The following is a 25,485-nucleotide window of genomic DNA, read 5'->3' as shown; positions in this document are numbered from 1 at the left end:
AGCTTACCTTCCAACAATTTTACTGGAGGATAAGCTTATTTCCTTCGTTCCTTTCATCTTACCAGCTTCATTTCAACTAACGAAGAAAGGTTATTTTCCAATGCTTCTTGTTGAAAGAAAGGTTAATCCAACTCCACTTTGCCGGTATAAAGTTGGTAATACAAGCCTTTTTCTTGAATTAAGGAGTCGTGATCCCCTCGTTCGATAATCCGGCCGTGATCTAAGACCATGATGACATCCGAGTTTTGGATGGTAGACAGTCGGTGAGCGATGACAAAGGCGGTGCGCCCGGTCATCAGCTTATCCATCCCCTCTTGAACGATGCGTTCCGTCCGAGTATCGATACTGGAGGTCGCTTCATCAAGGATCATCACCGGAGGATCCGCAATCGCTGCTCGAGCAATTGCGAGTAATTGGCGTTGCCCTTGAGATAAGCCTTCACCATCGCCGGTAATCACCGTGTCATACCCTTCTAGCAGATGCTTGATAAAGGTATCGGCATTGGCTAATCTAGCTGCTGCTTCGACTTCTTCATCGGTAGCCGTCAGTTTGCCGAAACGGATATTTTCTCGAACAGTACCAGTGAAGAGGTGCGTATCTTGTAAAACGATTCCTAATGACCGTCGTAATGAATCTTTTTTGATTTTTTGGATGTTGATTCCGTCGTAACGGATTTTCCCCTCTTGGATATCGTAGAAGCGATTAATCAAATTGGTAATCGTCGTTTTTCCCGCACCAGTCGCTCCAACAAAAGCGATTTTTTGACCGGGATTGGCGTAGATATTGATATCATGTAAGACGATGTTTTCTGGCACGTAGCCAAAGTCCACGTCTTCAAAGACTACATCACCCGTCAGCTTGGTAAACGTAGTCGTGCCATCAGAATGGGGATGTTTCCACGCCCACATGCCGGTGCGTTCCGGTGTTTCCACCACTTTTCCAGCAACTTCTTTAGCGTTGACCAATGTGACATAGCCTTCATCGGATTCGGATTTTTCATCCAACAAGTCGAAGATCCGATTTGCTCCAGCCAAGGCCATGATGACAAAATTGATTTGCTGGGAGATTTGGCTGATGGGGCCATTCAGCGAACGGCTTAATTGTAAGAATGAAGCAATCATCCCCACCGTCAAGCCACTGATGCCATGGATGGCAAAGAGACCACCGATGATGGCAATCAAAATGTATTGTACATTTAATAAGTTCATCATAATCGGCATCAATTGGTTTGCGTTGACGTTGGCTAGCGTCCCACTTTCTTGGAGAGCGTCATTGACTTGATCAAAATCGGTGATTGCTTGCGCTTCATGATTGAACACTTTAACCACTTTTTGACCGTGCATCATTTCTTCAATGTAGCCATTGACTTTCCCTAAATCTCGTTGTTGGGCCCCAAAATACCGACCACTTCGCTTAGAAATAAAGCGAACAACATTCAACATCAAAAAGACGGACACCATGACAAACAAGGTCAACGGTAAACTTAAGCTAAACATGGCAATAAAGACTGAAATAAAGGTGATCAATGCGGACATCAAGTTGGGAATACTTTGAGAAATCATTTGGCGTAAAGTATCGGTATCATTAGTGAAATGACTCATGATATCCCCATGGGCATGACTATCAAAATAACGAATCGGCAAAGTTTCCAGATGGGTAAACATCTGATCCCGGATTTTCTTTTGGGTACCTTCGCTGATTTTTACCATGGTAAAGTTATAAATCAAACCCGCCGCTACACCGACGAAATAAATCAGTGCCATTTGCATTATCGCTTGTAGTAAGCCGGCAAAGTCAGGATTGCTTTGGCCAAGCATCGGTGTGATGTGCTTGTCGATGACCGTTTGAATAAACAGTGACCCTTGGACATTGGCAAAGGCCGAAAGTACTATCATGACAAAGACCATGATTAGTTGCAATTTGTAATCACTGAACATCAACTTCAAGAGCCGCTTTAAGGTTCTTAATGGTGAAGCAGTGTTGATTCCTGGATTATTCCCCATGTTCACCAAATCCTTTCCCTTGAGATTGATAGACTTCTTGGTAAATTTGATTGGATTGCAAGAGTTCCTCGTGGGTTCCGAGTCCATTGATTTTCCCGTCATCCAGAACAATAATCATATCAGCGTCTTGAATCGAAGTAATTCGTTGGGAAATAATCAAGGTTGTCGTTCCAGGAATCGCTTCTTTTAAGCCGGCACGAATGGCTTGGTCAGTGCGAGTATCAACTGCACTGGTGGAGTCATCTAAGATTAAAATTTTTGGCTTTTTCAAAAGGGCACGGGCAATAGTTAGCCGTTGTTTTTGCCCTCCGGAGACATTGGAACCACCTTGTGCAATCATCGTGTCGTATTTATCAGGAAATTCTTGAACAAATGGATCCGCTTGGGCAATTTTCGCTGCCGCCATAATCTCTTCATCGGTGGCGTGCTCGTTGCCCCATTTTAAGTTTTCCTTGATCGTGCCAGAAAACAAGACATTGTTTTGTAAGACCATCGACACTTGATCCCGTAATGTTTCAATGTCATATTCCCGAACATCGCGACCGCCTACTAGGATGGCCCCATGGGTTACATCGTATAAGCGGGGAATCAGTTGTACGAGGCTGGATTTCGAACTACCTGTCCCACCAATAATACCCACTACCTGGCCAGATTTGATCTCTAGATTGATGTTTTCTAATACTAGTTTGTTCATATCATCTGAATAACTAAAGCAAACATCTTTAAATTGGATACTGCCATCGGGGACGTTCATAACAGGATTTTTAGGATTGGTAATCTGACTTTCTTCATTAAAGACTTCGACGATTCGCTCAGCAGACGTCCGGGCAATCAAAATTTGCACGAAAGCCATGGAAATCATCATCAGGCTCATTAAAATTTGCATCGTGTAGTTAAACATGCTGACTAACTCACCAGTGGTTAAACTGGTGTCCACCACGATTAACTTCGCACCAACCCAAGACAATGCCAACATACAAGTATAAATGGCAAACTGCAATAAAGGCATATTAAAGGCAACAATCCGTTGGGCTAAGGTAAAGTCTTGATAAACCTTGGTAGAAACCTCATCAAATTGCTTTTCCTGATGTTTCTCCCGGACAAAGGATTTGACGACGCGGATCCCTTGCAAGTTTTCTTGAACAACATTGTTTAGGCGGTCATAAGTATGAAAGACTTTAATGAATAATGGATGGGCAAAGTGAATCACGACAGCCAAACCAATTGCTAAGAACGGTAAGACGGCCACATAGATTAAAATTAAGCGGGCATTGATGAAGCCCACCATCGTTAAGGAGAAAATCAAGAGCAAAGGACTCCGCACCAACATCCGGATGATCATTTGAAAGGCATTTTGGACATTGGTCACATCCGTCGTCATCCGCGTAATCAAACCCGCAGTAGAGAAATGATCGATGTTCGCGAAGGAAAAACCTTGAATCCGTTCAAAAATATTGTGGCGTAAGTTGCGGGCGAAACCAGCAGAAGCCACCGCTCCTTTTCTAGCTCCCATAGTGCCGCAAAATAGCGCAAAAAGCCCACAAACAAAAAGCAAAAGACCGTATTTGACTATCGCTCCTGCATCACTTTTGGCGATACCTTGGTCGATCATGGCTGCCATGATCAAAGGCATGATAACATCCATGATCACTTCGCCACTGACAAATAATGGCGTTAAAAGGGTATCTTTTTTATAACTACCCACATTAGCTAAAAGGGTTTTTAGCATAGATTTCTTCCTTTCTATTTTTATATCGGAAATCAAAAATAATCAAAGAGACGATAGGACTATACCTCTCCCACGTCTCTTTTTTGAGCTATTCCGTCTTATTAACTGTAGCGGAATAAAAAAACAATTACAAGGCTTGACATTTCAAAAAAGCCACACATAGTTAACATAATATAATTATGCTAACTTAGTTTAAGTACCGCCCTAATAGTCCAATTAACTCCTCTGGGAAACCCTTGAGATCCGTGATATCCAAGAAACGGTGTTCTCCATAAATCTCGCGAATAATCTCTTGGTCTTCCCCGATAGCCGCTGCTAAAAAGATGATGCCTTGGCGTTCGTAGTCAGCGATGACTTGTTGGATATCTTCACGAGCTTTTTTGCCAGTATAATCTGGCAATGCCTTGGGTTGACCATCTGAGATCGATAGTAAGACTTTCGTCGTAGCTGTCTCGTGACTCAAAGCGTCGGCGAGCAGGCGCAACGGTACCCCATCGCGATTGTTTTGCCGGGGCTTCATTCCAACTAATTTGCCAGCAACCTGAGAATAGTCATCACTAAACTCTTTGTAAGAGTAAATTGAAGTTTTTTCCCGTGGCGAAAGATCAGCGGTATCGCCATACACCATGAATGGTAGTGCCAGTTCTTGTGAAAATTCCAATACTGCTAGAGCGGCTTTTTTAGCTGCATCTAGGCGTCCCTCTCGAACCATTGAACCAGACTCATCCACTCGTAAAGCAATTGCTAATGAAGGCGCTTCGTGAGGCGGATTTTTCTTCTCAAAGGTGCGAAAATCTTCATACGCAACACGACTCGCATCAAAACGCGTCCCAGTGTATAGGCCTCGATGAAATGAAGTACTGGCTTCGTTTTCGAGGATTTCCTTGAGTTTGGTGATTAAGGGTCTGACTTGTGGACGAATTTCCCGTAACATTTCTTGAGCCCGTTTCTCATCTGTTGCGGTGGCATGGGGACGATGAATAATCAGCCCTTCTTTAGCATGGCTAGTAGCTCGAAATAGTTTCCGGGCGGCTTGATTCAACCGTCTTTTTTTCTGAGTTTCATCTTCAAGGATTGTTTCCACCGTTGCACCGGTCTGGGGTTCACTTTCAGGATTACCCTCAGTCCCTCCTGAACTTTGCGCCACGCTATCATTGCGTTGCTGACTTTCTGGTAGATCCTCAGAAGCCTTCGCAGCTGTTTCTTGTTGAGACGCATCTGGGGTCGCAGTCTCAAGGTTGTCTTTTGTTAAGGAATCTGAGAGAGCCGCAGCATCCTCAGCCGCTTCGGAAACTAAAGTCACAGCTTCCTCGGTAATATTGCGGGCAGCTGCTTCTTCTTGATTTAAACGCCGTCCCTGTTTATACCCCTGTAAAGGTTGTCCGTGATACCAGCTGGACAAGTCTTTTAAAAGACTACTGCTAGATAAGGTCTCTTCCAAGATTTTCAATTCTGTCGGCTCGGTGGTGAGCTTATAAAGAACTTTGGGATACAAAGTTTTTAAAGGGTCTTGTCCTTGCTTGAGGCTATTCACCCAATAAAAATACGAGCGCATCCCCGCGACGCCTTTGATGGCATTCGCTTTGGCGGCCTCTTCTAAAAGACGAATGATTTTTGCCATCAACAGCAAGGGTTCTTCTTCAGTAAAGCCTGTTTTGGCCTCCCCGCGACTAACCATGACTTCCAACGGTGGTAAGTCCATCTTTTCAGCATGTTGCATACGATCCCGTAAAGATTCATTGAGGGGGCGAGTACCTTGATAGTTACGGTTGGTGGTGATTACGACGACACAGTCAGGATGTCGTCGGACGAGACCAGTCGGTGTATTCAGCATCCCATTGGCTTCTAACGCGGAATTAAGAGCTACCATCACGGAAGCATCGCGAATCACAGTCGGTTCTTGGATTTCCAGAAGATAGCCTTTTTCCAATGCACGTAAGATTTCTGATGGATAAAAACGATATTGTACAGGGGTGACACTACTATTTTCAATCCGCGCCACCAGTTGGGCAAGTTTTTCCTTGGCCCCAGCTGGTGGGAGGGAAAAATGCTGTTCAATCAAGGTTAAGACTGCTTGCAAACTATCCGTTTGGTAGATGGCTTCCAACAGGTCTCCATCTGCCTCACAGTCTTCTGTCACGGGTAGTAAGGCGCCAAAGACATCGGATTTGTCCATATCGGCAAAACAGGTCACTTTGGTATAAGGTAGCTGTAATTGGTAGGACAACGCTTTGGCTAGTTCGGTTTTCCCAGAACCAGCATCTCCTTCCAAAAGGACATTGAAAATCTTGAGTTCGGGATCATCCCAGTTGGCTTTGATTTCAGAGGCCACCCGCAGTTCGACTTCACCGGTTTGGTGACTGGCGGGTTTTTGCCAAATCATTTTTTGTTCCAATTTACTAAAGACCCGACCGGCTGTTACTTCGTATTCTGTCAACGGTTTCCCCTCCTCAATAGCCAGCTTCCTCTAATAATCGTTTCAAGGTACGCAAGCGCTGCCCTAATAATTCTCCATCTTTTTGGAGCAAGTCATGAAAAGCAACAATATCCTCATCAATTGTTGGATTACCTGTCGCTACTTCAACAGTCATACGGTCACCTTGTAAGCCGATAATATCGACTTGTGGGTTTTCAGGGTTATAAAACTTGTCATAGCGATAAGCATTTTGAAAATACAAACTCCCCTGGGCTAAGAAAATCGCCATATCTAAAATGCGGCTAAAGGGTTGACTATCAAGGGTTTGCCACCCATCCCCTTCTTTTTGCAGCAACGTACCAAGCAATTCTTGATTGTCTGCTGATAAGCCTAGCGTTAGTTTTTTTTCAGGCTGGCTTTGGGCTAAGCGCCCATCAATTTGTTGGTAATTATCAACTTTTAGTACAGGTTTTTGCTGTATCTCTTTTTCATTCATTGTCGTCATCCTTTATTCAACGTGTTATCTAAATTATAACGAGTCCCAGCCGAAGTGCCAAACAATCGGTTTTTTCGGTGGGGAGACAAACGCGTGGAGCAGATCTTAGTCAAAAAAAAGAAGATGTCGCCACATCTTCTAATCACTATGAAATTAATAAGGAGAAATCGCAATTCCAATCGCCTTTTCACCTAAATGAGTACCAATCACTGGTCCAAAATGGCCGATGGTAATCTGAGCCTCAGGATATTTTTCTTGTAACTTGGCTTTCTCAATTTTTGCGACTTCTAAATTATTGGCATGAATAACAAAAAATTGTACAGGTTGGTCAATCGCCGCCGCTTTTTGCCCAACGATATCTTCGGCACGAGCAAAGGCTTTTTTGCTGGAACGAATCTTTTCAAAGAGAACAATTTTACCTTCTACAAAGGTCAAGATCGGTTTGATTTTTAATAAACCACCTAATAACGCTGCCCCATTAGTCAGGCGCCCCCCGCGGACGAGGTTATTTAAGTCATCCACGATTAAGTAGGCATAGACATTGTCCCGAATAAATGCCAGTCGTTCTTTGATTTCTGCTAAAGAAGCACCTGCATCATTCATATCTAAAGTGGCTTTCACCATATTTCCCATCGGCATGGAAGTAATTCGTGAATCAAAAGGGATAATCTTCAATCCAGAAAAATCATCCTTAATCGCTTCTAAGGTGCTGACAAAACCGGAGATTCCAGCTGATAAGTGAATGCTGATAACGGTGTCGTAGCCTTGTTTTTGTAAATCATCATATAATGCCAAGACTTCGCCTAAAACCGGTTGTGAGGTTTTAGGAAACTCTTTACTGGTATTTAACATTTCATAAAAGGCATCGGCTTCAATGTCTTGCCCTTCGCTATAACTTTTTCCATCGATAATCACGGGAATCGGAATCACAAATAAATCTGGATGCTGTTGGATATCCTCTGGTAAAACCGCCGAGCTATCGGTAACGACTGCTAATTTCATGTAAAATCGAACCTCGTTTCAAGATTTCCTGAAGCGTCTTTCGCAAAAAAAAAGACAATTCAGCTAAGAACATATTACTAAATATAGCACAAAGCGACTTGAATGGAAATATGCGAACCGGAGAAAAAAAGTGTTTCGTTTCGCATAAGTGGCCAGCTGTTGAATCATCGAGTCCTTTCCTTTCGGTGGTACATTGCTTTGAACTACTCAGAAAGTTAAAACAAACAGTCGGTAATCGTTGGGTTCGTTTCAGTCAGCTACGTCTATCAGGAAAAGCTACTACAAGTCCCTCTGAACTTGTGAGTAGCTTTCGAATTTGCTGCTTATTTTTCCCAAAAAGACTTGATGGCTTTTTGATTTTTGTCTTGATCGATGACGAGGACGCTACCGCCCGCATAGTCTACTCCGTAAGACCAAGAGTCGTCAACAGGAATCGATAAGCGATCCACCCCACCGGCGCCTTTAGCAATAGAAATAGTATTTTTTAGGAGATAGCTCATGGGCAAATTGGTGGCCGCCTCACCCATCACTTTACCACCAGCAAATGGCAGTTTTGCTAGCACCAAGGGATTTTTCATCCCACTAAAGACTGCGTTCATGACCTGTTGCTGGCGGCGGACCCGTCCAAAGTCCCCTTCCTCATCCATACGGAAACGAGCATATTGTAACAAGGTTAACCCGTCCATCTGTTGTTTGCCAGCTTTGATGGGTACTTCGAGATTTTTGCTCATGTCTTTTTCGGCATCAATTGTGACACCATTTGGAAACAGTGTATCAATCACACTCTCAAAAGATTGGAAGTCAACAATCGTATAGTAACGGCATTCAATTCCAAAATTCTGTTTGAGGGTTTTCCGCAACAATTCTGCGCCGCCATATGCGTAAGCCGCATTAATCTTTGTTTGCCCCACTCCGGGAATGTCGACTAGGGTATCCCGCATGAAGGAAATGAGCTTCGGCTTTTTCGCCGGTCCGTCTAACTGCAGTACCATAATCGTATCAGCTCGGGCATTTTCCCCTTCCCGACTATCGCTTCCCAGCAATAAAATATTGCTGGAACCATCGCTGTTTTTAAAGCCGTTAAAAGTGATGGCTTCTTGTTTGTCCATGTCGGCCCCTTGGTTAGCAGTCCATTTACCAGCAAAATAGGCCCCCACACAGAAGATTAACAACAGCAAAACTAGTTTCACGAAAAAGCGTAGGAAGCGATGTTTCTTGCGCTTTTGCGGTTTTTTTGGTCTGGGAGCCTTCCCGTTGGAACCGGGACCCTGTGGTGGTTGTTTCCCACCAGTTCGTCTAGCCGTTGGTGTTTGTCCTTCGTCTGGGAGAGTTTCCATATCCTCTGTTGTCCATTGCGGATCGGAGTTACTTTCTTGGGTGATCTGTCGACGAGCAAAGAGTTTCCCCTTGTCTGCGCCAGCTAAATCTTCATATAATTTCTTGTTGCGGTCTTTGCGACTATCCAACTACGCCACTCCTATCTCATCTTGATGTATCCGTATCCTTTGATAACTAAGTACAGGATACCCTACCTCTTGGCAAATGTCTTTCGTCTTTGAAAATTTTACTCTTTTTTAGAAGATCTTGCTACGAACGACTTTGTCACATAGCAAAATGAAGCCCGACTGTTCGGAAGACGCGATGTTTTCCGTCAGCAGAGCTTCATTAACTTATTTTTATCGACTGGAGTCCGTTATCGTAGTAACCGGATAAGCGCCGAGATTGCGCACTGTGGCTCCTAATAAAGTAATTTCTTCCAAAGCATTGGCAATTAAACGTGAGGATTGTTCACAAACCAAATCAATTACAAAGAAGTATTCCCCAAGGTGGGTTTTTAACGGTCGAGACTCGATTTTTGACAAGCCAATCTTTCGCCAACCAAAAGCCGCTAAGATTTGGTGAAGGGCACCTGGCTGGTTCGACGGTAAGGTGACCAACAACGTCTGCTTAGCGATATTTGCGCCGGTTTCAATTTGTGCTGCTGATTTTTGCTCTTCCTGAGGGGCCTTTTTGACCACCCAAAAACGGGTCTGATTCACCGCATTGTCTTGGATGTTCGTTGCGGCAATGGTTAGTTGATAGCGAGCAGCGGCTTGTGTTGAGGCGATAGCTGCATAGCCTTTTTCAGGATGATCTCTGACGTATTCCGCCGCCGCTGTGGTCGAAGAGACCGCCTCAAGTTTTACTTTAGGAAAATGCCGCTCCAAATAAGTCTGACTTTGAGCTAACGCCTGGGGATGGCTCATGATGGTTGTGATTTCAGCCAGCTGAGTCATTGGTGAGACCAACAGCTGCTGTTTGATCGGTAAAATGACTTCTTCAATCACCTGTAAATTGCTCTTATGAAAAAGGTAATCAATCGTCGCATGCACCGAGCCTTCCAAAGAATTTTCGATAGGCACAACGCCACAGTCACAAGTCCCTTCAGATACGGCTTGCAGACAGTTTGGAATGGAGGGAAAAGCATGTAACTGAGTTTTGCCAAATAAAATTTGAGCAGCTTGATGGGTAAAGGAGCTTTGTGGGCCTAAATATCCAACGATCATAGCTTTCCTAACCTTTCTATAATTTCGGTGGCGATAATGGCGGGAGTTTTATCATCGGTTACCACTACCAGAGAGGCTGCTTCTTGGTATAGAGGCAGCCGCGGTTGTAAAATAGCTGTCACTTCAGCGGCAGTTTTTTCATCTGCCAAAGGCCGTTGATTTTGGGTATCCTGACTGATTCGTCGATAGAGCTGGTCAGGGTTCGTTTGTAAATACACTACGTTGGGCTGTCTTTTAAGCAACTGATGATTTTGGGGTTGCAAAATGATCCCCCCACCACAGGCTACGACGGCTTCTTGAGCTACTATTTCCTGCAGGATACGGCTCTCGATTTGGCGAAAACTCGCTTCTCCTTGAGTTGCAAAGTAATCGGCGATGGACATTTGGATTTCGGCTTCGATGGCGGTGTCTAAGTCCACAAAAGGCAAATCTAGGTCAGCAGCCAATTGGCGTCCCACCGTACTTTTACCAGCCCCCATAAAGCCAATCAATAAAATGGCGGTCATTTATCCTCACTTCCTTTTCCCATCAATGTTTGGATATCCTCAAAAAAGCTAGGATAAGAAACCGCCACTGCTTCTGGCCGGAGCAATTGAGTCTCCCCTTTGGCTATTAACGAGGCAACCGCTAGCATCATGCCGATTCGATGGTCCCCACGAGAATCGACGACCGCCCCATGAAGTGGCGTTGGTCCCTGAATCACTAAGCCATCATCTGTTGGAGTGATATCGGCTCCCATTTTTCGTAATTCCGCTGCCGTCGCATCGATGCGATTGGTTTCTTTGACTTTCAATTCTTCCGCGTCTTTGATGATCGTCTTACCTGTCGCTTGCGTTGCTAACAAGGCAATAATCGGCAATTCATCGATAAGTCGTGGAATAATCTCTCCAGAAATGGTTGTCGCCTTTAGTTGTGATGTCTTAATCGTCATTGTAGCCGCTTGATTTTGTTGATCGAGATGATCGAGGGTTAAATCCGCTGTCATTTGCTTCATAACGTCGATAATTCCAGTTCTTGACGGATTGATACCGACATTGGTGAGCAATAGCTGACTGTTAGGGATGATGGCTCCTGCGACTAAGAAAAAGGCCGCTGAAGAAATATCACCAGGAACGATTACTTCTTGGCCGGTAAAGGTCTGTGGCCCCTTAACAGTAATGGTCTTGCCATCGCTAGCCGTCTCAATCTGGCCGCCGAATTGCTTGATCATCTCCTCGGTATGATTGCGGGTTGCTTCCTTTTCAATGATGGTTGACGTCCCAGAGGCTTGTAAGGCTGCAAAAATGATTGCAGATTTTACTTGGGCACTGGCAACCGGCAAGTGATAAGTAAGTGGCTTTAAGTTTTTAGAGCCGACAATGGTGATTGGCGGAAACTCACTATTTTTTTCACCGGTTAACTTTGCTCCCATCTGATTTAGTGGCAGCATCACTCGATTCATAGGGCGTTTTGCCAGAGAATCATCTCCGAATAAAGTGGTGGTAAAAGGCTGCCCAGCTAAGATGCCCATCATCAGCCGAATCGTCGTGCCAGAATTACCGACATCGATGGGTGTATCATAGGCTTGTAAACCATTGAACCCGACACCGGTGACGGTAATCGTCTCGCCATCATCAGTGATTGGAACCCCTAGTTTTTTAAAAGCCTGAAGGGTCGCTAGACAATCTTCTCCTCGTAAAAAATTTTTGATAGTGGTCGTTCCTTCAGCTAACGCGCCAAACATGATGCTACGATGAGAAATGGATTTATCTGCTGGTATCTGTAGTGTTCCTTGTAATCCCTGTGAAGTGGGTGTCAGTTTCATGGTTTCCTCCTTGAAAAGTTTGAGTATTCTGTTTATTTGACGCGACAAGTATACGGTGTTTGGGTGGACAAACACGTTTTAGCCGCTTCAAGATCCCGCTGGTTTTTTAAAGAGATTTGTAAAACTCCCTGGATATCTTCGCGCGTTTCTTGAATCTTTAAGTTAATAATCGAAATCCCTGCTTCACCTAACAGTCCCGTAACTTCTGCCAAGACTCCGGGAATATCTGGTACATCCACATAGAGGTCATAAAAGGCTGGGATGGCGCCATTTTTATGGACAGGTAAACGATCCCGCGTATCTCTGGCGTGATGGAAAAATTGATAGATTCCTTCCCGGTCGCGATGGATCAACAATCGTTGGACCTTTGACATTTGTTCTTGCCAAAGGGTTAATTGGGACATCAAGGTTTCGCGATTACTCAAGAGAACATCGGTCCACATTAACGGATCGGATGAAGCAATCCGGGTGAGATCCCGAAAGCCCCCTGCTGCTAGTTGCTTTGCTCGTGGATGCTCTTGATTGAAATGGTCTGCTTGGTTGACGAGACTAGCCGCAATGATATGTGGCAAATGACTCAGCATTCCGGTAATTTCATCGTGCTCACTAGCTGTCAGTTCCACATATTTTGCTCGGGTTCCCGCAAAAAGTTCATGGAGTGTCTGGAGAGCCGCCTGATCTTTTGCCTGGGGAGTGAATATATAGTAGGCATTTTCAAATAGGTTTGCATCACAGGCGTTGACCCCCGATTTATGGGACCCCGCCATGGGATGCCCCCCGATAAAGGTAAAAGGTAAATTGGTTGCGGCTTCCATAATCACTGATTTGGTACTCCCTGCATCGGTGACGATCACTCCAGGCTTTAATCTCAACTGCGCGAGCTCCTCTAAATAGCTCAAAGTCACACTGACTGGAGTGGCAAAGACAATGATGTCGGCGGTGGGCGCAGCGGTCGCAAAATCTTTGGCGCAACAATCGATAATCCCCTTCTCAATAGCCGTCTGACAAGTCGTTGGGGAATGATCCCAGCCCACCACTGTTGTCTCAGGATGTGTTTGTCGAATCCCTTTCGCCAAAGAAGCACCAATCAATCCCAGCCCAATAATCAAAACTTGCTGGTTCATGGAACGTCCTCCTAATAGTTTTTCAGGTACTCCCGGTAAGTGGTCACTTGTTCTTTCAGCTCATCAAAGGAATCATGCCCAAATTTTTCCAAAAAGGCTTCTGCCATAACTGTGGCTGCGACATTTTCAGCGACTACCGAGGCAGCTGGGACGGCGGTACTATCCGAACGCTCGACACTGGCTTTGTAGGTCTCTTTCGTTTCAATGTCGACTGTTTGTAAAGGTTTGTATAGAGTGGGAATTGGTTTCATGACACCTTTGAGAATAATCGCCTCGCCGTTCGTCATGCCCCCTTCAAAGCCCCCCAGATGATCAGATTTACGAGTATAGCCTTGGTTTTCTTGCCAAAAGATTTCGTCCATCACTTGGGAACCTGGGAGTTTGCCAGCTTCAAAACCGATACCGATTTCGACACCTTTAAAAGCATTAATACTCATGATTGCTTGTGCCAGCTTAGCATCCAGCTTGGTATCCCATTGGACATAGCTCCCTAGACCTGCTGGCACTCCACCCATGATGACTTCCACCACACCGCCAATGGTATCGCCTTTTTTCTTGGTAGCATCGATTAAAGCCTTCATCTCGGCTTCCACATTTGGATCCACGACACGAACTTCTGAAGCTTCGGATCGTTTTTTGATTTCAGTAATGCTTAAGCCTTCTGGAATCGTTGCTTGGATGCCACCTAGCATAGTAACGTGACCGCAAACCGTCACACCTAGCTCAGCCAATAATTTTTTGGCGACTGCGCCAATAGCAACTCGCATGGTGGTTTCCCGCGCCGAAGAACGCTCCAAGACATTGCGTAAATCCCGGTGATGGTATTTCATGCCACCCACTAAATCGGCATGGCCTGGACGAGGCCGGGTGACTTTCCGAGTCCCTTTGGCGGTTTCCGGAACATCGGCGACTGACATGATTTCAGTCCAATTTTTCCAATCCCGGTTTTCGACCACTAAAGTCACCGGTGCGCCGATGGTTTTCCCATGGCGTACACCAGAGACAATCATTACTTGATCTTTTTCGATTTTCATCCGCCCGCCCCGGCCGTAACCGGTCTGGCGCCGAGCTAATTCGCAATTGATATCCTCCACTGTCAGTGGCATTCCGGCTGGCAAGCCTTCGATAATAGCGGTTAATTGCGGTCCGTGAGATTCTCCTGCTGTCAAATAACGCATAGTTTGCCTCCTTTTTCCTATCAAGGGATTATTTTTTTATAGTGGGAAAGGTCCCCCCAAATCAACTATTAGCTGCTTTTAAATAAGCCCGTAGATCTGTCAAGGGGAGGGTAACAATTTTTGCTTCCCCGATTGCTGCTAGTAAAATCAGTTTTAAATGATCCCCCCGAGCCTTTTTATCATGGGTAATCGCTTCGTAAAGTGCTGTTTCGTCCCAGTTCTCGGTGGTAGTAGGTAAATGGAATTTTTCGATCAGCTCTTTTAGTTGGGCAGTGCTTCCTTGAGGAGACAAGCCTTGCGCTTCTGCATGTTGGTTAATTTTCATAATACCAATGGCAACTCCTTCCCCATGGCTAATGACACCATAGCCAGCGGTTTTTTCCACTGCATGGCCAATCGTGTGTCCAAAGTTAAGAATTAAACGCATCCCATTGTCAAATTCATCGGCTTCTACTACTTTTTGCTTCACTTTCAATGTTTCAGTGATTACATACTCGGCATCCGCCAACAGGGCATCTTCATCAGGGAGTTTTTCCAAATGATGCCACAAAGCTAAATCGGCAATCGCAGCCGATTTGATAATCTCGGCAATCCCCTCTCGTATCCTTCTAGGGGCTAAGGTTTGTAAGACATCAGGATCGATTAATACCCCGTCTGGTTGACTAAATGTTCCCACTAAATTTTTGGCTTTTGCGGTGTTAACTGCGGTCTTGCCTCCAATGCTGGAATCCACTTGGGCTAATAGCGTTGTCGGGATCTGGATAAAATGAATTCCACGCATATATGTCGAGGCTGCAAAAGCTGCCAAATCACCAATTACCCCACCACCTAAGGCAATGATGCCATCCGAACGGGTAAAGCCTTCATCGGCTAAAAAAGCGTAGATTTCTTCGGCTTCCGCTAAGGATTTACTTGTTTCCCCGTGAGGAACTATATGGGTAGCTACCTCAAATCCCGCTTGCGTCACTGCGACACGAACCTGTTCTTCATATAATGAAGCCACGTTGTCATCGGTAATGATGGCGACTTTTTGAGGTTGCCATAAGTCTTGTAAAAAAGGACCGACTTGGGCTAAGCACCCTCGCTTTACTTGAATATCGTATTGATGGTCTTTCAAATGTACCGTTAACATAGCCATATCCCCTCAAATCCTTCAAATATTGTCCAAAAACTATTGAGATTTTTTTTATTTTTCTTGTTCGAGAGCCTTGATTTCCTGCATAGCCTTTTCCATGATGTCGACTTCTTTCATCATCTTCATGTAGGTTTTTTCATTTAAAGATTGAGGGCCGTCAGACCAAGCGTTAGCAGGATCAGGGTGAATTTCGACAATCATCCCATCCGCTCCAGCTGCTACCCCTGCGCGTGCCATCGGAGGTACCAAGTCCCAAATACCGGTACCATGGGAGGGATCGACGATAATTGGGAAATGACTCAATTTCTTAATCAAAGGGACGGCGCTTAAGTCAAAGGTATTGCGAGTCGCAGTTTCATAGGTTCGAATGCCCCGTTCGATGAAAATCACCGGCGATTTATCAGAAATTGCAATGTATTCGGCAGCATTTAACCATTCGTCAATGGTACCAGCAATCCCTCGTTTCAAGCCGATAGGTTTACCTGTTTTCCCTACAGCTTGCAATAATTTGTAATTTTGCATATTGCGGGCGCCAATTTGTAAAATATCACTGTATTCAGCCACCATCTCGATGTGACTTTCGTCCATAACTTCAGTGATCACCTTCATCCCAAACTCGTCAGCTGCTTGGCGAATGTATTGTAGGCCTTCTTCTTCTAAGCCTTGGAAAGCGTAGGGAGAAGTCCGTGGCTTGAAGGCGCCACCTCTAAGAATTTCAGCCCCACCAGCTTTGGCGATGCGGGCACATTCTCTGATTTGGTCTAACCCTTCGATGGAACAAGGTCCTGCCATGGTGACAAAATGACCATCACCAATTTTAACACCATCGACATCGACTACTGTATCCCCAGGATGGAACTCCCGAGAAGTTAATTTGTAAGTGTTGGAAATACGCACGGCTTTTTCCACGCCATCATAGCTATAAAATGAAACGTCTTGAACATTACGGGTGTCTCCTTTGACTCCGATGACGATATGTTCTGTCCCGGCATCAATATTGACATCCAGTCCTTCTTTTCGAATTCGTTTTACGACATTTTCCACTTGTTCCCGGGTAGCCCCCGGCTTCATAATCACGATCATTTTTCTAGCTCCTTTTTATTGTTCATTGCTGTCAGATTACCAATCTGTTTAGTTGTTGAGTAACGGGCGAACCGCCGCCAAGGGCATTTCTTTACCAGTCCAAGCCTCAAAAGCAGCGGCTCCTTGGTACAAAAGCATCCCCAGCCCATTGGCGGTTTTTAATCCTCGTTCACTTGCCACTTTGAGCAAATGCGTTTGGCGAGGTTCATAGATGACATCATAGACGGCAAGGTCAGGATGCAACAGTGTTTCCTCCGGTAAAGCCATTTCTGCCAACGCAGGTGCCATCCCTACGCGGGTAGCATTTACTAAGAGGCAACTTGCAGCTAAAGAGTTAGCCAGTTGTTGTTGCGGACCAGCTAAATCATATAAGGTAATTTCACAGCCTGTCGCTTGCGCAATTTTAGCTAATTTTTCATGAATCTGATCATAAAAATGATCTTTTCGATTGAAGACGTGAATGGTTTTCACCCCATCTAAGGCAGCTTGCGCAATGATGGCTGTACTGGCCCCCCCCGCTCCAAGAATAGTCAGTTGTTTGCCGATGGGATCGACTTCCAGATCAGCGAGACTTCGCATAAAGCCAATGCCATCGGTGTTATGTCCTTCTAGTTTACCATTTTTTGGGACAATCGTGTTGACAGCACCAATCAGTTTTGCCGCTGGTGTCAGTTGATCCAGATGAGGAATTACCGCCATCTTATAGGGCATTGTGACATTCGCTCCAATAAATGACAAGGTGCGAATCGCGGAAATGGCATCAGCTACTTCATTTACCTTGATATCAAAGGAGAGATACACCGCATCGATTCCTGTTTTTTCGAAGGCGGTGGTATGCATCTCAGGTGAAATGCTATGACGGGTCGGATTACCTAACAAACCTGCCAATCGGGTGTGTCCAGTGATGATTGCTGTCATCTGCTTTCCTCCTATAATTGACTTCCTTTTTCCGACTACGACGTGACGTTGCTAGCAACGTCAGTCTATCAAAAAAAGGGTGCTCACCGTGATGAAACTACAGTGAACACCCTCGAAACCCCTTGTCCGGACAAAGGATAAAAGAAAAGCCACTATAGATATCATCTACGGTGGCGATTAAGTCAAGTCAAAATCCCTTAGCCATCATAGATACAAACTGCTTACGTCTGTATCCATGCTTGATGAATACAGTCTATCTAAAATAGCTAAAGTAATACTTATTCAGTTGTGGTGTTAGTGATGGGTTCATCAAGATCGCTCCAAACTGTTTAAGATTGCATTCAGTATAGTCTGATTCAAATGAGGTGTCAACACTTTCTGTAAAAATAATCTTATTTTCTGTAAATCCAGTTATTCGTTTACGGGAAAATGGCAATTTATAAATCATCTTCAAAAAACAGCAACAGTTCCGGTAAGGTCAATTGCGCCTTTTCCGCAGCGCTTAAATCCTTTGCAATTTGCCCTTTTTTCATCAAAATCAAACGGTTGCCATATTGGAGGGCATCTTCCATATGATGGGTAATCATCAAACAAGTCAAGTTTTCCGCAGTCACCATTTCATTAGTCAAGGCCATCAAGTTTTTCGAAGTTTTTGGATCCAAAGCCGCTGTATGTTCATCCAATAAGAGTAACTCGGGTTTTGTTAAAGTAGCCATTAAAAGACTCAATGCTTGTCGTTGCCCACCAGAGAGATTTCCTGTTGGCGTATCGAGGTGATTTTCTAAACCGTTGCCGATTCTTTGACAGAGACTGTAAAAATATTCCTTGCGGGCAGCGATTTTTCGTGGCACCAAGCCTCGATGTTGGCCCCGCTTTTCAGCTAACAACAAGTTTTCGGCTACGGTCATGCGACCCGCTGTCCCCATTTTGGGATCTTGAAAAACGCGAGCGATGTATCTTGCCCGTGCTTCTTCCGCTTTTAAAGTGACATCGGTATCGTTAATCTTGATTTTTCCAGAAGTAAGCGGCAAAGAGCCAGAAATTGTATTAAACAAGGTGCTTTTCCCAGCTCCGTTGCCCCCTACTACCGTGATAAATTCCCCCGGCTCAATGGTTAGTTGAATATGATCGAGGAGGATGCGGGTTTCATCGATGCCATTTTTGATGCTTTTATACCCATTTTCTATGACTAAGCGACTCATTTTATTGCCCCTCCTTTTCAAATCCAGTAACTAAGTGCAAGGCATTTTTCAATTGTGGCACCATCAAGCAGACGGCTAAAATGGCAGATGAAATAATCTTCAGGTAAGTAGTATCAAAACCGGCAAAGATGATCAAGAAAATAATTAATTGATACAAAATACTCCCAATCACAATGGCGATTAACCGCTCAGCAAAGGTTAATTCACCAAAGAGCACCTCGCCGATAATGATTGCCGCTAGCCCAATAACGATCACGCCAATTCCTTTAGAGACATCAGCATACCCATCATTTTGCGAAATCAAAGCGCCTGCTAAAGCAATGACACCATTGGACAAAGTCAATCCTAAAATCTTCATGCGGTCGGTTTTAATTCCCAATGAACGAGCCATGGTTTCGTTATCTCCAGTGGCAATGTATGCTTGACCAAGATTGGTATTGAAGAAAAACAAGAGCAAACCAATTGTCACCGCCACAAAAATCGTCCCCAATAAGACAATGTCAAAATAATCGGGTAAATTGTGCTGGGTAAAAAAGTCTTGGATTTTCGGATAGTGATGTCCTAAGCCTTTATTGGGACTTTTCATGACATACAAAATCACCGAATTTAGCCCAGACATCACCAAAATACCAGCTAAAATGACGGGGATCTTGCCTTTGGTGTATAAGATTCCCGTCACCAAACCCGCTGCCATCCCAGCGACCACGCCTAGAAGCGTCGCCAGCACCGGATGGATCCCACTGGTGATGGCCGTTACACAGACGGCACCTCCTAAAGGAAATGTCCCCTCGGTGGTCATATCCGGAAAGTTGAGAATGCGGTAAGTCATAAAAATACCAATGGCCAGTAATGACCACAATAGTCCCTGCCCGATGGTAGAAACGATCATTGTAAAACGCCCCTTTATCAGTTCATTTAATAGTTGCCCTAGTGTAATAGCAAGTCTCTCACAAGTCCGTGAGCTGCCGCACATTAAAATTATTGGCTTTGCTTTTAATCGGTAAAACGAGCATCTTTGGTTAGCTCATCTGTCAGCCGGATTCCTAACGCTTCAGCTTGCTGGCGATTGATGATGGTTTCTCCTTTAGCAAAGGTATAAATCGCTGTGGTTGCAGGATCTGCTTCCCCTTTGGCTATTTGAGCAGCCATTTTACCGGTTTGGACCCCGAGTTCTTTTTGGCTAATCCCAATGGTGGCAACCCCACCTTGTTCCACCATCGTTTCGACTGAAGGGAAAATCGGCAGTTGTTGTTTTTCAGCCTCTTGTGCCACGGTTTCCATGGCATTGGCAATCGTATTGTCTAAGGGAATAAAAACAAAATCGACTTCTTTAGCTAAAATCTGGACGGTTTGGGCGACTTCATTGGTGGATGAAACTGGCTTATTCACCACTTCTAGGCCTAGTTCTTTCGCTTTTTCACTAGCTTTTTCTATTTGAAATTTAGAATTGGCTTCAGATGAGGCATATAACATACCCACTTTTTTGGCCTCCGGTAATAGCTTATGAGCGAGTTCGATGATTTCTTCTACAGGGGGCTGATCGGACACACCGGTGATATTAGCTCCGGGTGCTTCATTGGAGGCGACTAAATCTGCCCCTTTTGGATCGGTAACAGCACCTAAAACGATGGGAATATCTTTGTTTTTAACATTGTTGTCTAACGCTTGGGCTGCCGGCGTAGCAATCCCTACCAATACTTCTGATTTATCCTTTATCAATTGCTGGCTCATGGTATTGAGCTTGCTTTGGTCCCCTTGTCCGTTTTGGAAATGCAAGGTCAGGTTCTTTCCTTCTTCCAAACCTTCTGCAGCTAAGCCTTCCTTGATACCTTCATAAATCTGGTCTAATGCCGGGTGACTCATCAGTTGCAGAACGCCTACTGAATAGTGCTTATCCGCTGCTTTCTCACTACTTGAGGCACTTTCACTTGCTTTCCCAGCATTTTTTCCGCCTTGGAAAAGCCCGTAACCTACCAATACCAATACTAAAACTGCGACAGTTGCTAATAATCCTTTGTTTTTCATAAATATTCATCCTCTCGTGTTTGAAGTTCGACTGTTCTTTGTTGGGAAAACCAGTTGCGATCCTTCTACTTGCCAGTGGATAAAAAAAGACCACGTAGATATCGTCTCTACGTGGTCAAATCAGTCAAATGTCCAACATAGATACAAGTTTTAGAAGGATACTCTAAAAAGTTGTATCTATGGAAGGTGCTCCATCAATACAACTATCTACGCCAGATACGCCATGCTTGGGATTGTCCAGTAAGATAAGTTGAAAATGTCATGATGGTCACTCCTTTAATAAATTTTTCAGCCGCCTACTATTGCTGAGGCAACTGCTGAAGTTAAACCTAGGATACTCTATCCAACACCTAGCGTCAACTATTTTTTGCAAAAATTGAATAATCATCCAATCAGTAGTAATTGGTTATTTTTCGTCGATCGTTTTAATATTCCACATGGACAGACGATTTAGTTCAGGAATTAGGGCTGTCTCAGGCTCTTCCAGTTTGGAAAACTCCAGCCGATTCTTTTCAACCCCTTTTTCGAAAAAGACAAAGGTAATTTTGGTGGGATCAATCCCATATTTCTTGCCAATGTTTACGGTGTTGTAAACCAGTGGATAATAATAAAAGTCACGATTGAGATCGTCGTTTTGGCCAGCTAAAATCGCATCCACTTTGTTCCGCTGATCTCCATGAGGGGGAGCAAACATGACCGATACCGCCTTTTTTTTGGCAATAAAATCATCCTCTTGGTCATAGTCTAGCGGTTTGATCCGCGTGCCTGTTACTTGGGGATGGATGATTTCTTCGTATTCCGATTGCCGAATGTGGGCTTGGGCAACGACCATCGATAGGGAAAACAAAGCCACACAGCCGATAATTCCGACAAAGGTTAAAATCCCCCGCCGTTGATTCGCTGAAAACCATTTTTCCAAATCATTGTAAATGGCTACCGCTCCCTGTTTTATCGCGGCACCTAGTTGGGTGAAACGTTCCAAATGAAAGCCCTCCTTCGCCTCCTTACTCACCGTAGTCGCAACGATTCGCAAGAGTTCTCTAACATACTAGCATTTGCCTTGGAGGAGAGCAAGTGCCCTTTTTCTTCCTTTAAAAAAAACTACAAAAAAACGATAGTCTGCCTTTTCATTGTTGCTTACTTTCGGTATGATGAAAGATAGGAGAACACTTCCAACCTCTGAAGAATAGCAAAAGGAGTTGTTAAGATGGCGCATTTGTCAGATACGATTATGGATATCATGACCCCCGTTTTTCATCTCATCGTGGTGGGTTTGAATTTTCTCTCAATCCTCGTCCTGATTTGGGGTGTGGTGATTGCTGGTTACGATTTTATCAAAACAGAATTTAGCCAACCCGACCATGTGCGAGCGGCCCGCCACAATAACTTTATTCGCAATTTTCTAGGAAGTTATATTCTACTAAGTCTTGAAATTTTGATTGCGGCGGATATCATTGAGTCCATCATCAATCCCACTTATGAAGACATCATTCGTTTGGCCGCTGTGGTAGTGATTCGTACCGTGATTTCCTTTTTCCTACATCGAGAGATCAAAGACGCCTTGGAAGAAGAAGAGCACAGTCAAGAACAACAACAGCAAATCACCCGCAAAATACGTTAACAACTGGCGACTTACCTTAATTGGCGGTACCTTGAAACAGGTGCCGTCCTTTTTATTTCCCTCTAAGTCCGCTATAATAAGGACACGATACAATAGAAACGAGGAGATTCCATGTCTTTTGATGGCATTTTTACCCATTTGATGGTTACCGAATTAAATCAGCGTTTGCTCTCAGGGCGGGTGACCAAGCTCCATCAACCCTACCCCAATGAAGTCGTCTTGGTCATTCGGGCCCGAGGAAAAAATCATAAATTGTTACTTTCGGCTCATCCTACCTATGCTCGCGTCCAATTAACGGAGATGGCCTATGCCAACCCCGATACCCCACCTAACTTTATTATGATGTTGCGGAAACATCTGGAAGGGGCCATTTTAGAAGAAATTAGCCAGGCAGACAACGACCGAGTGATTCATTTTGCTTTTAGTCGGCGGGATGAACTTGGAGATGTCCAAAACTTACTGTTAATCGTCGAATTGATGGGACGTCATAGCACGATTTTACTGATGAATCAACAGAGTGGTAAGATTCTCGATGCCATCAAACATATTGGCTCTAGTCAGAATAGTTACCGTTCGTTACTCCCAGGTGTGGCCTATGTTGCTCCCCCAGAACAAGAAACTAGCAATCCTTTTCTTGCTAAAGATCAAGAGGTCTTCGAACGACTGTCCCGCTTACCAGAATTATCAGGGGCTGCTTTACAACGTCAGTTTCAAGGTTTGGGTCGAGATACGGCGGATGAACTGGCTTACCTGATGAGCCAACGCCCCAATGAAAAACTACCGGTTTGGCATGAGTTTTTTAATCGTCTCGCGACTAACCTTGCCCCTACTTTTTATCAGGTGGGGACGAAAGAGTTTTTCACACCTATTACCTACCAATCTTTAGCAAGACTGGCAGAAGAGTCACATCTTTTCCCGGATTTAAGCAGTCTCTTAGATGCCTTTTATCACGACAAAGCCGAACGGGATCGGGTGAAGCAACAAGGTGGCGAGTTGATTCGCAAAGTTGAAAACGAGTTGAAACGAAATCGCAGTAAACTGGCCAAACGCCAAAAAACCTTAAAAGACTCAGAGAATGCAGAGGAGTTTCGCCAAAAAGGAGAATTACTCACGACGTTTTTGTATCAAGTTCCTCGGGGAGCTTCTACAGTTGAACTGGCAAATTACTATGACGAAGATCGCCCGTTAACCATCGCCCTTGATCCGGCGTTGACCCCCAATCAGAATGCTCAAAAGTATTTTACCCGTTACCAAAAATTAAAAAATGCTGTCAAACTAATTCATACCCAAATAGCGGAGTCTGAAGCGGAGATTAATTACTTAGAATCAGTAGTTGCCCAGCTAGAAATTGCCGGTCCCTTAGATTTGGCAGCAATTCGTGAAGAACTCACTACTCAAGGGTATCTTAAAAATCGTAACCCGAAAAAGCGGAAGGAAAAGCCTTCTCAACCGGAGCATTTTCAATCCTCCGATGGCACTGAAATCCTGGTAGGTAAAAACAATCACCAAAATGATCAACTCACCTTACGCACGGCCAAAAAAACGGATATTTGGCTGCATGCAAAAAACATCCCCGGCTCCCATGTGATTATCAAAAGTGCGTCCCCCTCAGAGACTACCTTGTTGGAGGCCGCTGAATTGGCCGCTTATTTTTCAAAATACCGGCAATCGGCTCAAGTGCCAGTGGATTACGTCCAAGTCAAACATATCCGTAAGCCCAATGGTGCCAAACCTGGCTACGTTATCTACGAAAACCAGAAAACCCTCTATGTGACCCCTGAAGAAAGTCAAATCAATCGCTTACGGAAAAAACTATAATAAAACAGCGTGGACATGCTTCCGGAGACTCCTTCCAGCAAGTCCACGCTGTTTTATCGATAATCGATTATTGGCTTTGCGCCTTAAGACTAGCATTTTTCTTCCTGGGAAAGATAGCAAGCCTATCGTAACAAAGATGAAATTTTGCGCAGTAGGATTAACATGGCTTTAAAAGCACAACGCATATAGTCATTTCTAAGCAGAGAACGCTAAGAAAGACTAGCAAATGTACTTAAAGTTGGCGGCACTTGCGACACTTACTCTAAGTTTAAAGCTCATAGACAAAGCTAAAGATACGTTCGCGCATACAGTTACATCTAAGCAAAAACCGCAAGATGAACATGCAATGTCAAAGTGCTTTGTAATTAGTATTTTCCGGTCTAGCTATCGTCATGTCAATGCCTAGGTCACTAATTGCGCGACATCAAAATGACGGCATGATACGCCACTTAATTCCTGATAGATCAGCCTGTTGGGCGCATGATTTTTTAAAAGTTCTTTATCCACTAAAAAAACAGCAGTGCTTCAAATATTGAAGTTCTGCTGTTTCTTTGTCCTTTTATCCAATTCAAGGCACTCGCTAAAAGCAAGCCCTGCGATTGTCAATAAACTATTCGGTTCTATCTGGAAAATAATAGACGTCGCGTCCTTTTAACTCCTGCAATGGTCGGTTGTTTCCTTGCAAGATTTCCTCTTGAAACTGAGAGAGGAAAGCACGGGAAAGTTGGGCGATTTCATCAAAAACAAACCAGTTGATGGGCCCTTTGGTGGGAGGTGTCGTTAATGATCCGACATAGTGAAAATGGCTACGTGTTTTTGGTAAAAAGACACTTGGATCAAACACTTCTAAATGGCGATCCAAATCCCACACTGCTGATTGACGCAAAGGTCCCTCGGCCAGTATTTCTGGAGCAATTTCGCATAAGACACCAACGACGAGGTTATTGCCTTCTTTATCCATATGCACCAAATGAATTTCTACTGATTGCTGTTGGCCATCGATCCAATGCTCGCTAGGCAGATGATAATGAATATCTGTCAACGCATAATCCACGTTATTGAAGGTCACATAGCTGTCACATTCAAAGGGAATGAAGTGAATCGTATTTTTAAATTCTTTTTCGGTAAACCTTTCTGTCTGGTAATGAAAGGAGATTGCTTCAGATGAATCCACTATCTGGCTAGCTGCGTCATGTCGCAGGTGAATAGGCGACTGATAGCGAAAGGTTGCGCCTTCTGCATACCAGTCACACAAGGTATGCCAGTACTCAGGACCGTTGGCGCCACTGTAACTCCAGGGCACATCCATATTTCGTTTGACCATCTCCATCCTCCTCTCCTAATCCTGCAAAACAAGATGAATTCCAAGAACCTGTTGTGCCAGT

At 44.4% G+C, this 25,485-nt stretch carries 21 protein-coding genes; 2 read left to right on the top strand and 19 right to left on the bottom strand.

Features of this window, described 5'->3' with window-relative positions; genetic code table 11:
• Positions 1 to 122: 122 nt before the first annotated feature.
• From ACO03U_RS08500 to ACO03U_RS08415, 18 genes are all read right to left on the bottom strand, one after another.
• Positions 123 to 2,003: an ABC transporter ATP-binding protein gene (locus ACO03U_RS08500; protein ID WP_204686915.1), complete on the bottom strand. Its 1,881-nt coding sequence runs from the start codon at positions 2,001 to 2,003 to the stop codon at positions 123 to 125.
• On the bottom strand, positions 1,993 to 3,732 hold the full coding sequence (locus tag ACO03U_RS08495) for an ABC transporter ATP-binding protein (protein ID WP_204686914.1): 1,740 nt from the start codon (positions 3,730 to 3,732) through the stop codon (positions 1,993 to 1,995). Before ACO03U_RS08495 ends, ACO03U_RS08500 begins: the two co-directional genes overlap by 11 nt.
• Positions 3,733 to 3,919: 187 nt before the next feature.
• Positions 3,920 to 6,169 (bottom strand): AAA family ATPase, encoded by a 2,250-nt coding sequence (locus tag ACO03U_RS08490; protein WP_204686913.1) that lies wholly within the window; start codon positions 6,167 to 6,169, stop codon positions 3,920 to 3,922.
• 13 nt (positions 6,170 to 6,182) lie between these two features.
• The gene (locus ACO03U_RS08485; protein WP_204686912.1) at positions 6,183 to 6,644 is read right to left on the bottom strand and encodes a DUF6530 family protein; all 462 of its coding nucleotides are present in this window, start codon (positions 6,642 to 6,644) and stop codon (positions 6,183 to 6,185) included.
• Between the two features lie 153 nt (positions 6,645 to 6,797).
• The gene (locus ACO03U_RS08480; RefSeq protein ID WP_161869222.1) at positions 6,798 to 7,646 is read right to left on the bottom strand and encodes a DegV family protein; all 849 of its coding nucleotides are present in this window, start codon (positions 7,644 to 7,646) and stop codon (positions 6,798 to 6,800) included.
• A gap of 323 nt (positions 7,647 to 7,969) precedes the next feature.
• A complete protein-coding gene (locus tag ACO03U_RS08475) occupies positions 7,970 to 9,112 on the bottom strand; it encodes an LCP family protein (protein WP_423104588.1) in 1,143 nt (380 codons plus the stop codon).
• Between the two features lie 210 nt (positions 9,113 to 9,322).
• On the bottom strand, positions 9,323 to 10,192 hold the full coding sequence (gene pheA, locus ACO03U_RS08470; RefSeq protein ID WP_204686911.1) for a prephenate dehydratase: 870 nt from the start codon (positions 10,190 to 10,192) through the stop codon (positions 9,323 to 9,325).
• Complete coding sequence (locus tag ACO03U_RS08465; RefSeq protein ID WP_204686910.1) at positions 10,189 to 10,698, bottom strand: shikimate kinase; 510 nt, start codon at positions 10,696 to 10,698, stop codon at positions 10,189 to 10,191. The genes pheA and ACO03U_RS08465 overlap by 4 nt, the downstream gene beginning before the upstream one ends.
• On the bottom strand, positions 10,695 to 11,996 hold the full coding sequence (gene aroA, locus ACO03U_RS08460; protein ID WP_204686909.1) for a 3-phosphoshikimate 1-carboxyvinyltransferase: 1,302 nt from the start codon (positions 11,994 to 11,996) through the stop codon (positions 10,695 to 10,697). Before aroA ends, ACO03U_RS08465 begins: the two co-directional genes overlap by 4 nt.
• A 32-nt stretch (positions 11,997 to 12,028) precedes the next feature.
• Entirely contained in the window at positions 12,029 to 13,120 is a 1,092-nt protein-coding gene (locus ACO03U_RS08455) for a prephenate dehydrogenase (protein ID WP_204686908.1), read from the bottom strand.
• An 11-nt stretch (positions 13,121 to 13,131) separates the two neighbouring features.
• Complete coding sequence (aroC, locus tag ACO03U_RS08450; protein ID WP_204686907.1) at positions 13,132 to 14,298, bottom strand: chorismate synthase; 1,167 nt, start codon at positions 14,296 to 14,298, stop codon at positions 13,132 to 13,134.
• A gap of 61 nt (positions 14,299 to 14,359) precedes the next feature.
• On the bottom strand, positions 14,360 to 15,430 hold the full coding sequence (aroB, locus tag ACO03U_RS08445; protein WP_204686906.1) for a 3-dehydroquinate synthase: 1,071 nt from the start codon (positions 15,428 to 15,430) through the stop codon (positions 14,360 to 14,362).
• A gap of 54 nt (positions 15,431 to 15,484) precedes the next feature.
• Entirely contained in the window at positions 15,485 to 16,516 is a 1,032-nt protein-coding gene (gene aroF / locus ACO03U_RS08440; RefSeq protein ID WP_161869229.1) for a 3-deoxy-7-phosphoheptulonate synthase, read from the bottom strand.
• 48 nt (positions 16,517 to 16,564) lie between these two features.
• Positions 16,565 to 17,434, bottom strand: a complete 870-nt coding sequence (aroE, locus tag ACO03U_RS08435; RefSeq protein ID WP_204686905.1) for a shikimate dehydrogenase — start codon at positions 17,432 to 17,434, stop codon at positions 16,565 to 16,567.
• Between the two features lie 437 nt (positions 17,435 to 17,871).
• The gene (locus ACO03U_RS08430; RefSeq protein ID WP_161869231.1) at positions 17,872 to 18,636 is read right to left on the bottom strand and encodes an ABC transporter ATP-binding protein; all 765 of its coding nucleotides are present in this window, start codon (positions 18,634 to 18,636) and stop codon (positions 17,872 to 17,874) included.
• Between the two features lies 1 nt (position 18,637).
• Entirely contained in the window at positions 18,638 to 19,525 is an 888-nt protein-coding gene (locus ACO03U_RS08425; RefSeq protein ID WP_204686904.1) for an ABC transporter permease, read from the bottom strand.
• A gap of 104 nt (positions 19,526 to 19,629) precedes the next feature.
• Positions 19,630 to 20,661, bottom strand: a complete 1,032-nt coding sequence (gene trpX, locus ACO03U_RS08420; protein WP_204686903.1) for a tryptophan ABC transporter substrate-binding protein — start codon at positions 20,659 to 20,661, stop codon at positions 19,630 to 19,632.
• 406 nt (positions 20,662 to 21,067) lie between these two features.
• Entirely contained in the window at positions 21,068 to 21,643 is a 576-nt protein-coding gene (locus ACO03U_RS08415; protein ID WP_204686902.1) for a hypothetical protein, read from the bottom strand.
• Positions 21,644 to 21,868: 225 nt separating this feature from the next.
• Between ACO03U_RS08415 and ACO03U_RS08410 the strand changes: the two genes are divergently transcribed.
• A complete protein-coding gene (locus tag ACO03U_RS08410; protein WP_204686901.1) occupies positions 21,869 to 22,282 on the top strand; it encodes a DUF1622 domain-containing protein in 414 nt (137 codons plus the stop codon).
• A 111-nt stretch (positions 22,283 to 22,393) separates the two neighbouring features.
• Positions 22,394 to 24,100 carry a fibronectin-binding protein EfbA gene (gene efbA / locus ACO03U_RS08405; protein ID WP_204686900.1) on the top strand — a complete coding sequence of 569 codons (1,707 nt, stop codon included), beginning with the start codon at positions 22,394 to 22,396 and terminating at the stop codon, positions 24,098 to 24,100.
• Between the two features lie 610 nt (positions 24,101 to 24,710).
• On the opposite strand, the gene ACO03U_RS08400 is transcribed toward efbA, so the two are convergent.
• Positions 24,711 to 25,424 carry a carbonic anhydrase family protein gene (locus ACO03U_RS08400; RefSeq protein ID WP_423104582.1) on the bottom strand — a complete coding sequence of 238 codons (714 nt, stop codon included), beginning with the start codon at positions 25,422 to 25,424 and terminating at the stop codon, positions 24,711 to 24,713.
• Positions 25,425 to 25,485: the final 61 nt, after the last annotated feature.

Source organism: Enterococcus diestrammenae, assembly GCF_049384045.1.
Lineage (GTDB): Bacteria > Bacillota > Bacilli > Lactobacillales > Enterococcaceae > Enterococcus_C > Enterococcus_C diestrammenae.
This window is presented reverse-complemented; position numbering and strand designations above follow the sequence as displayed.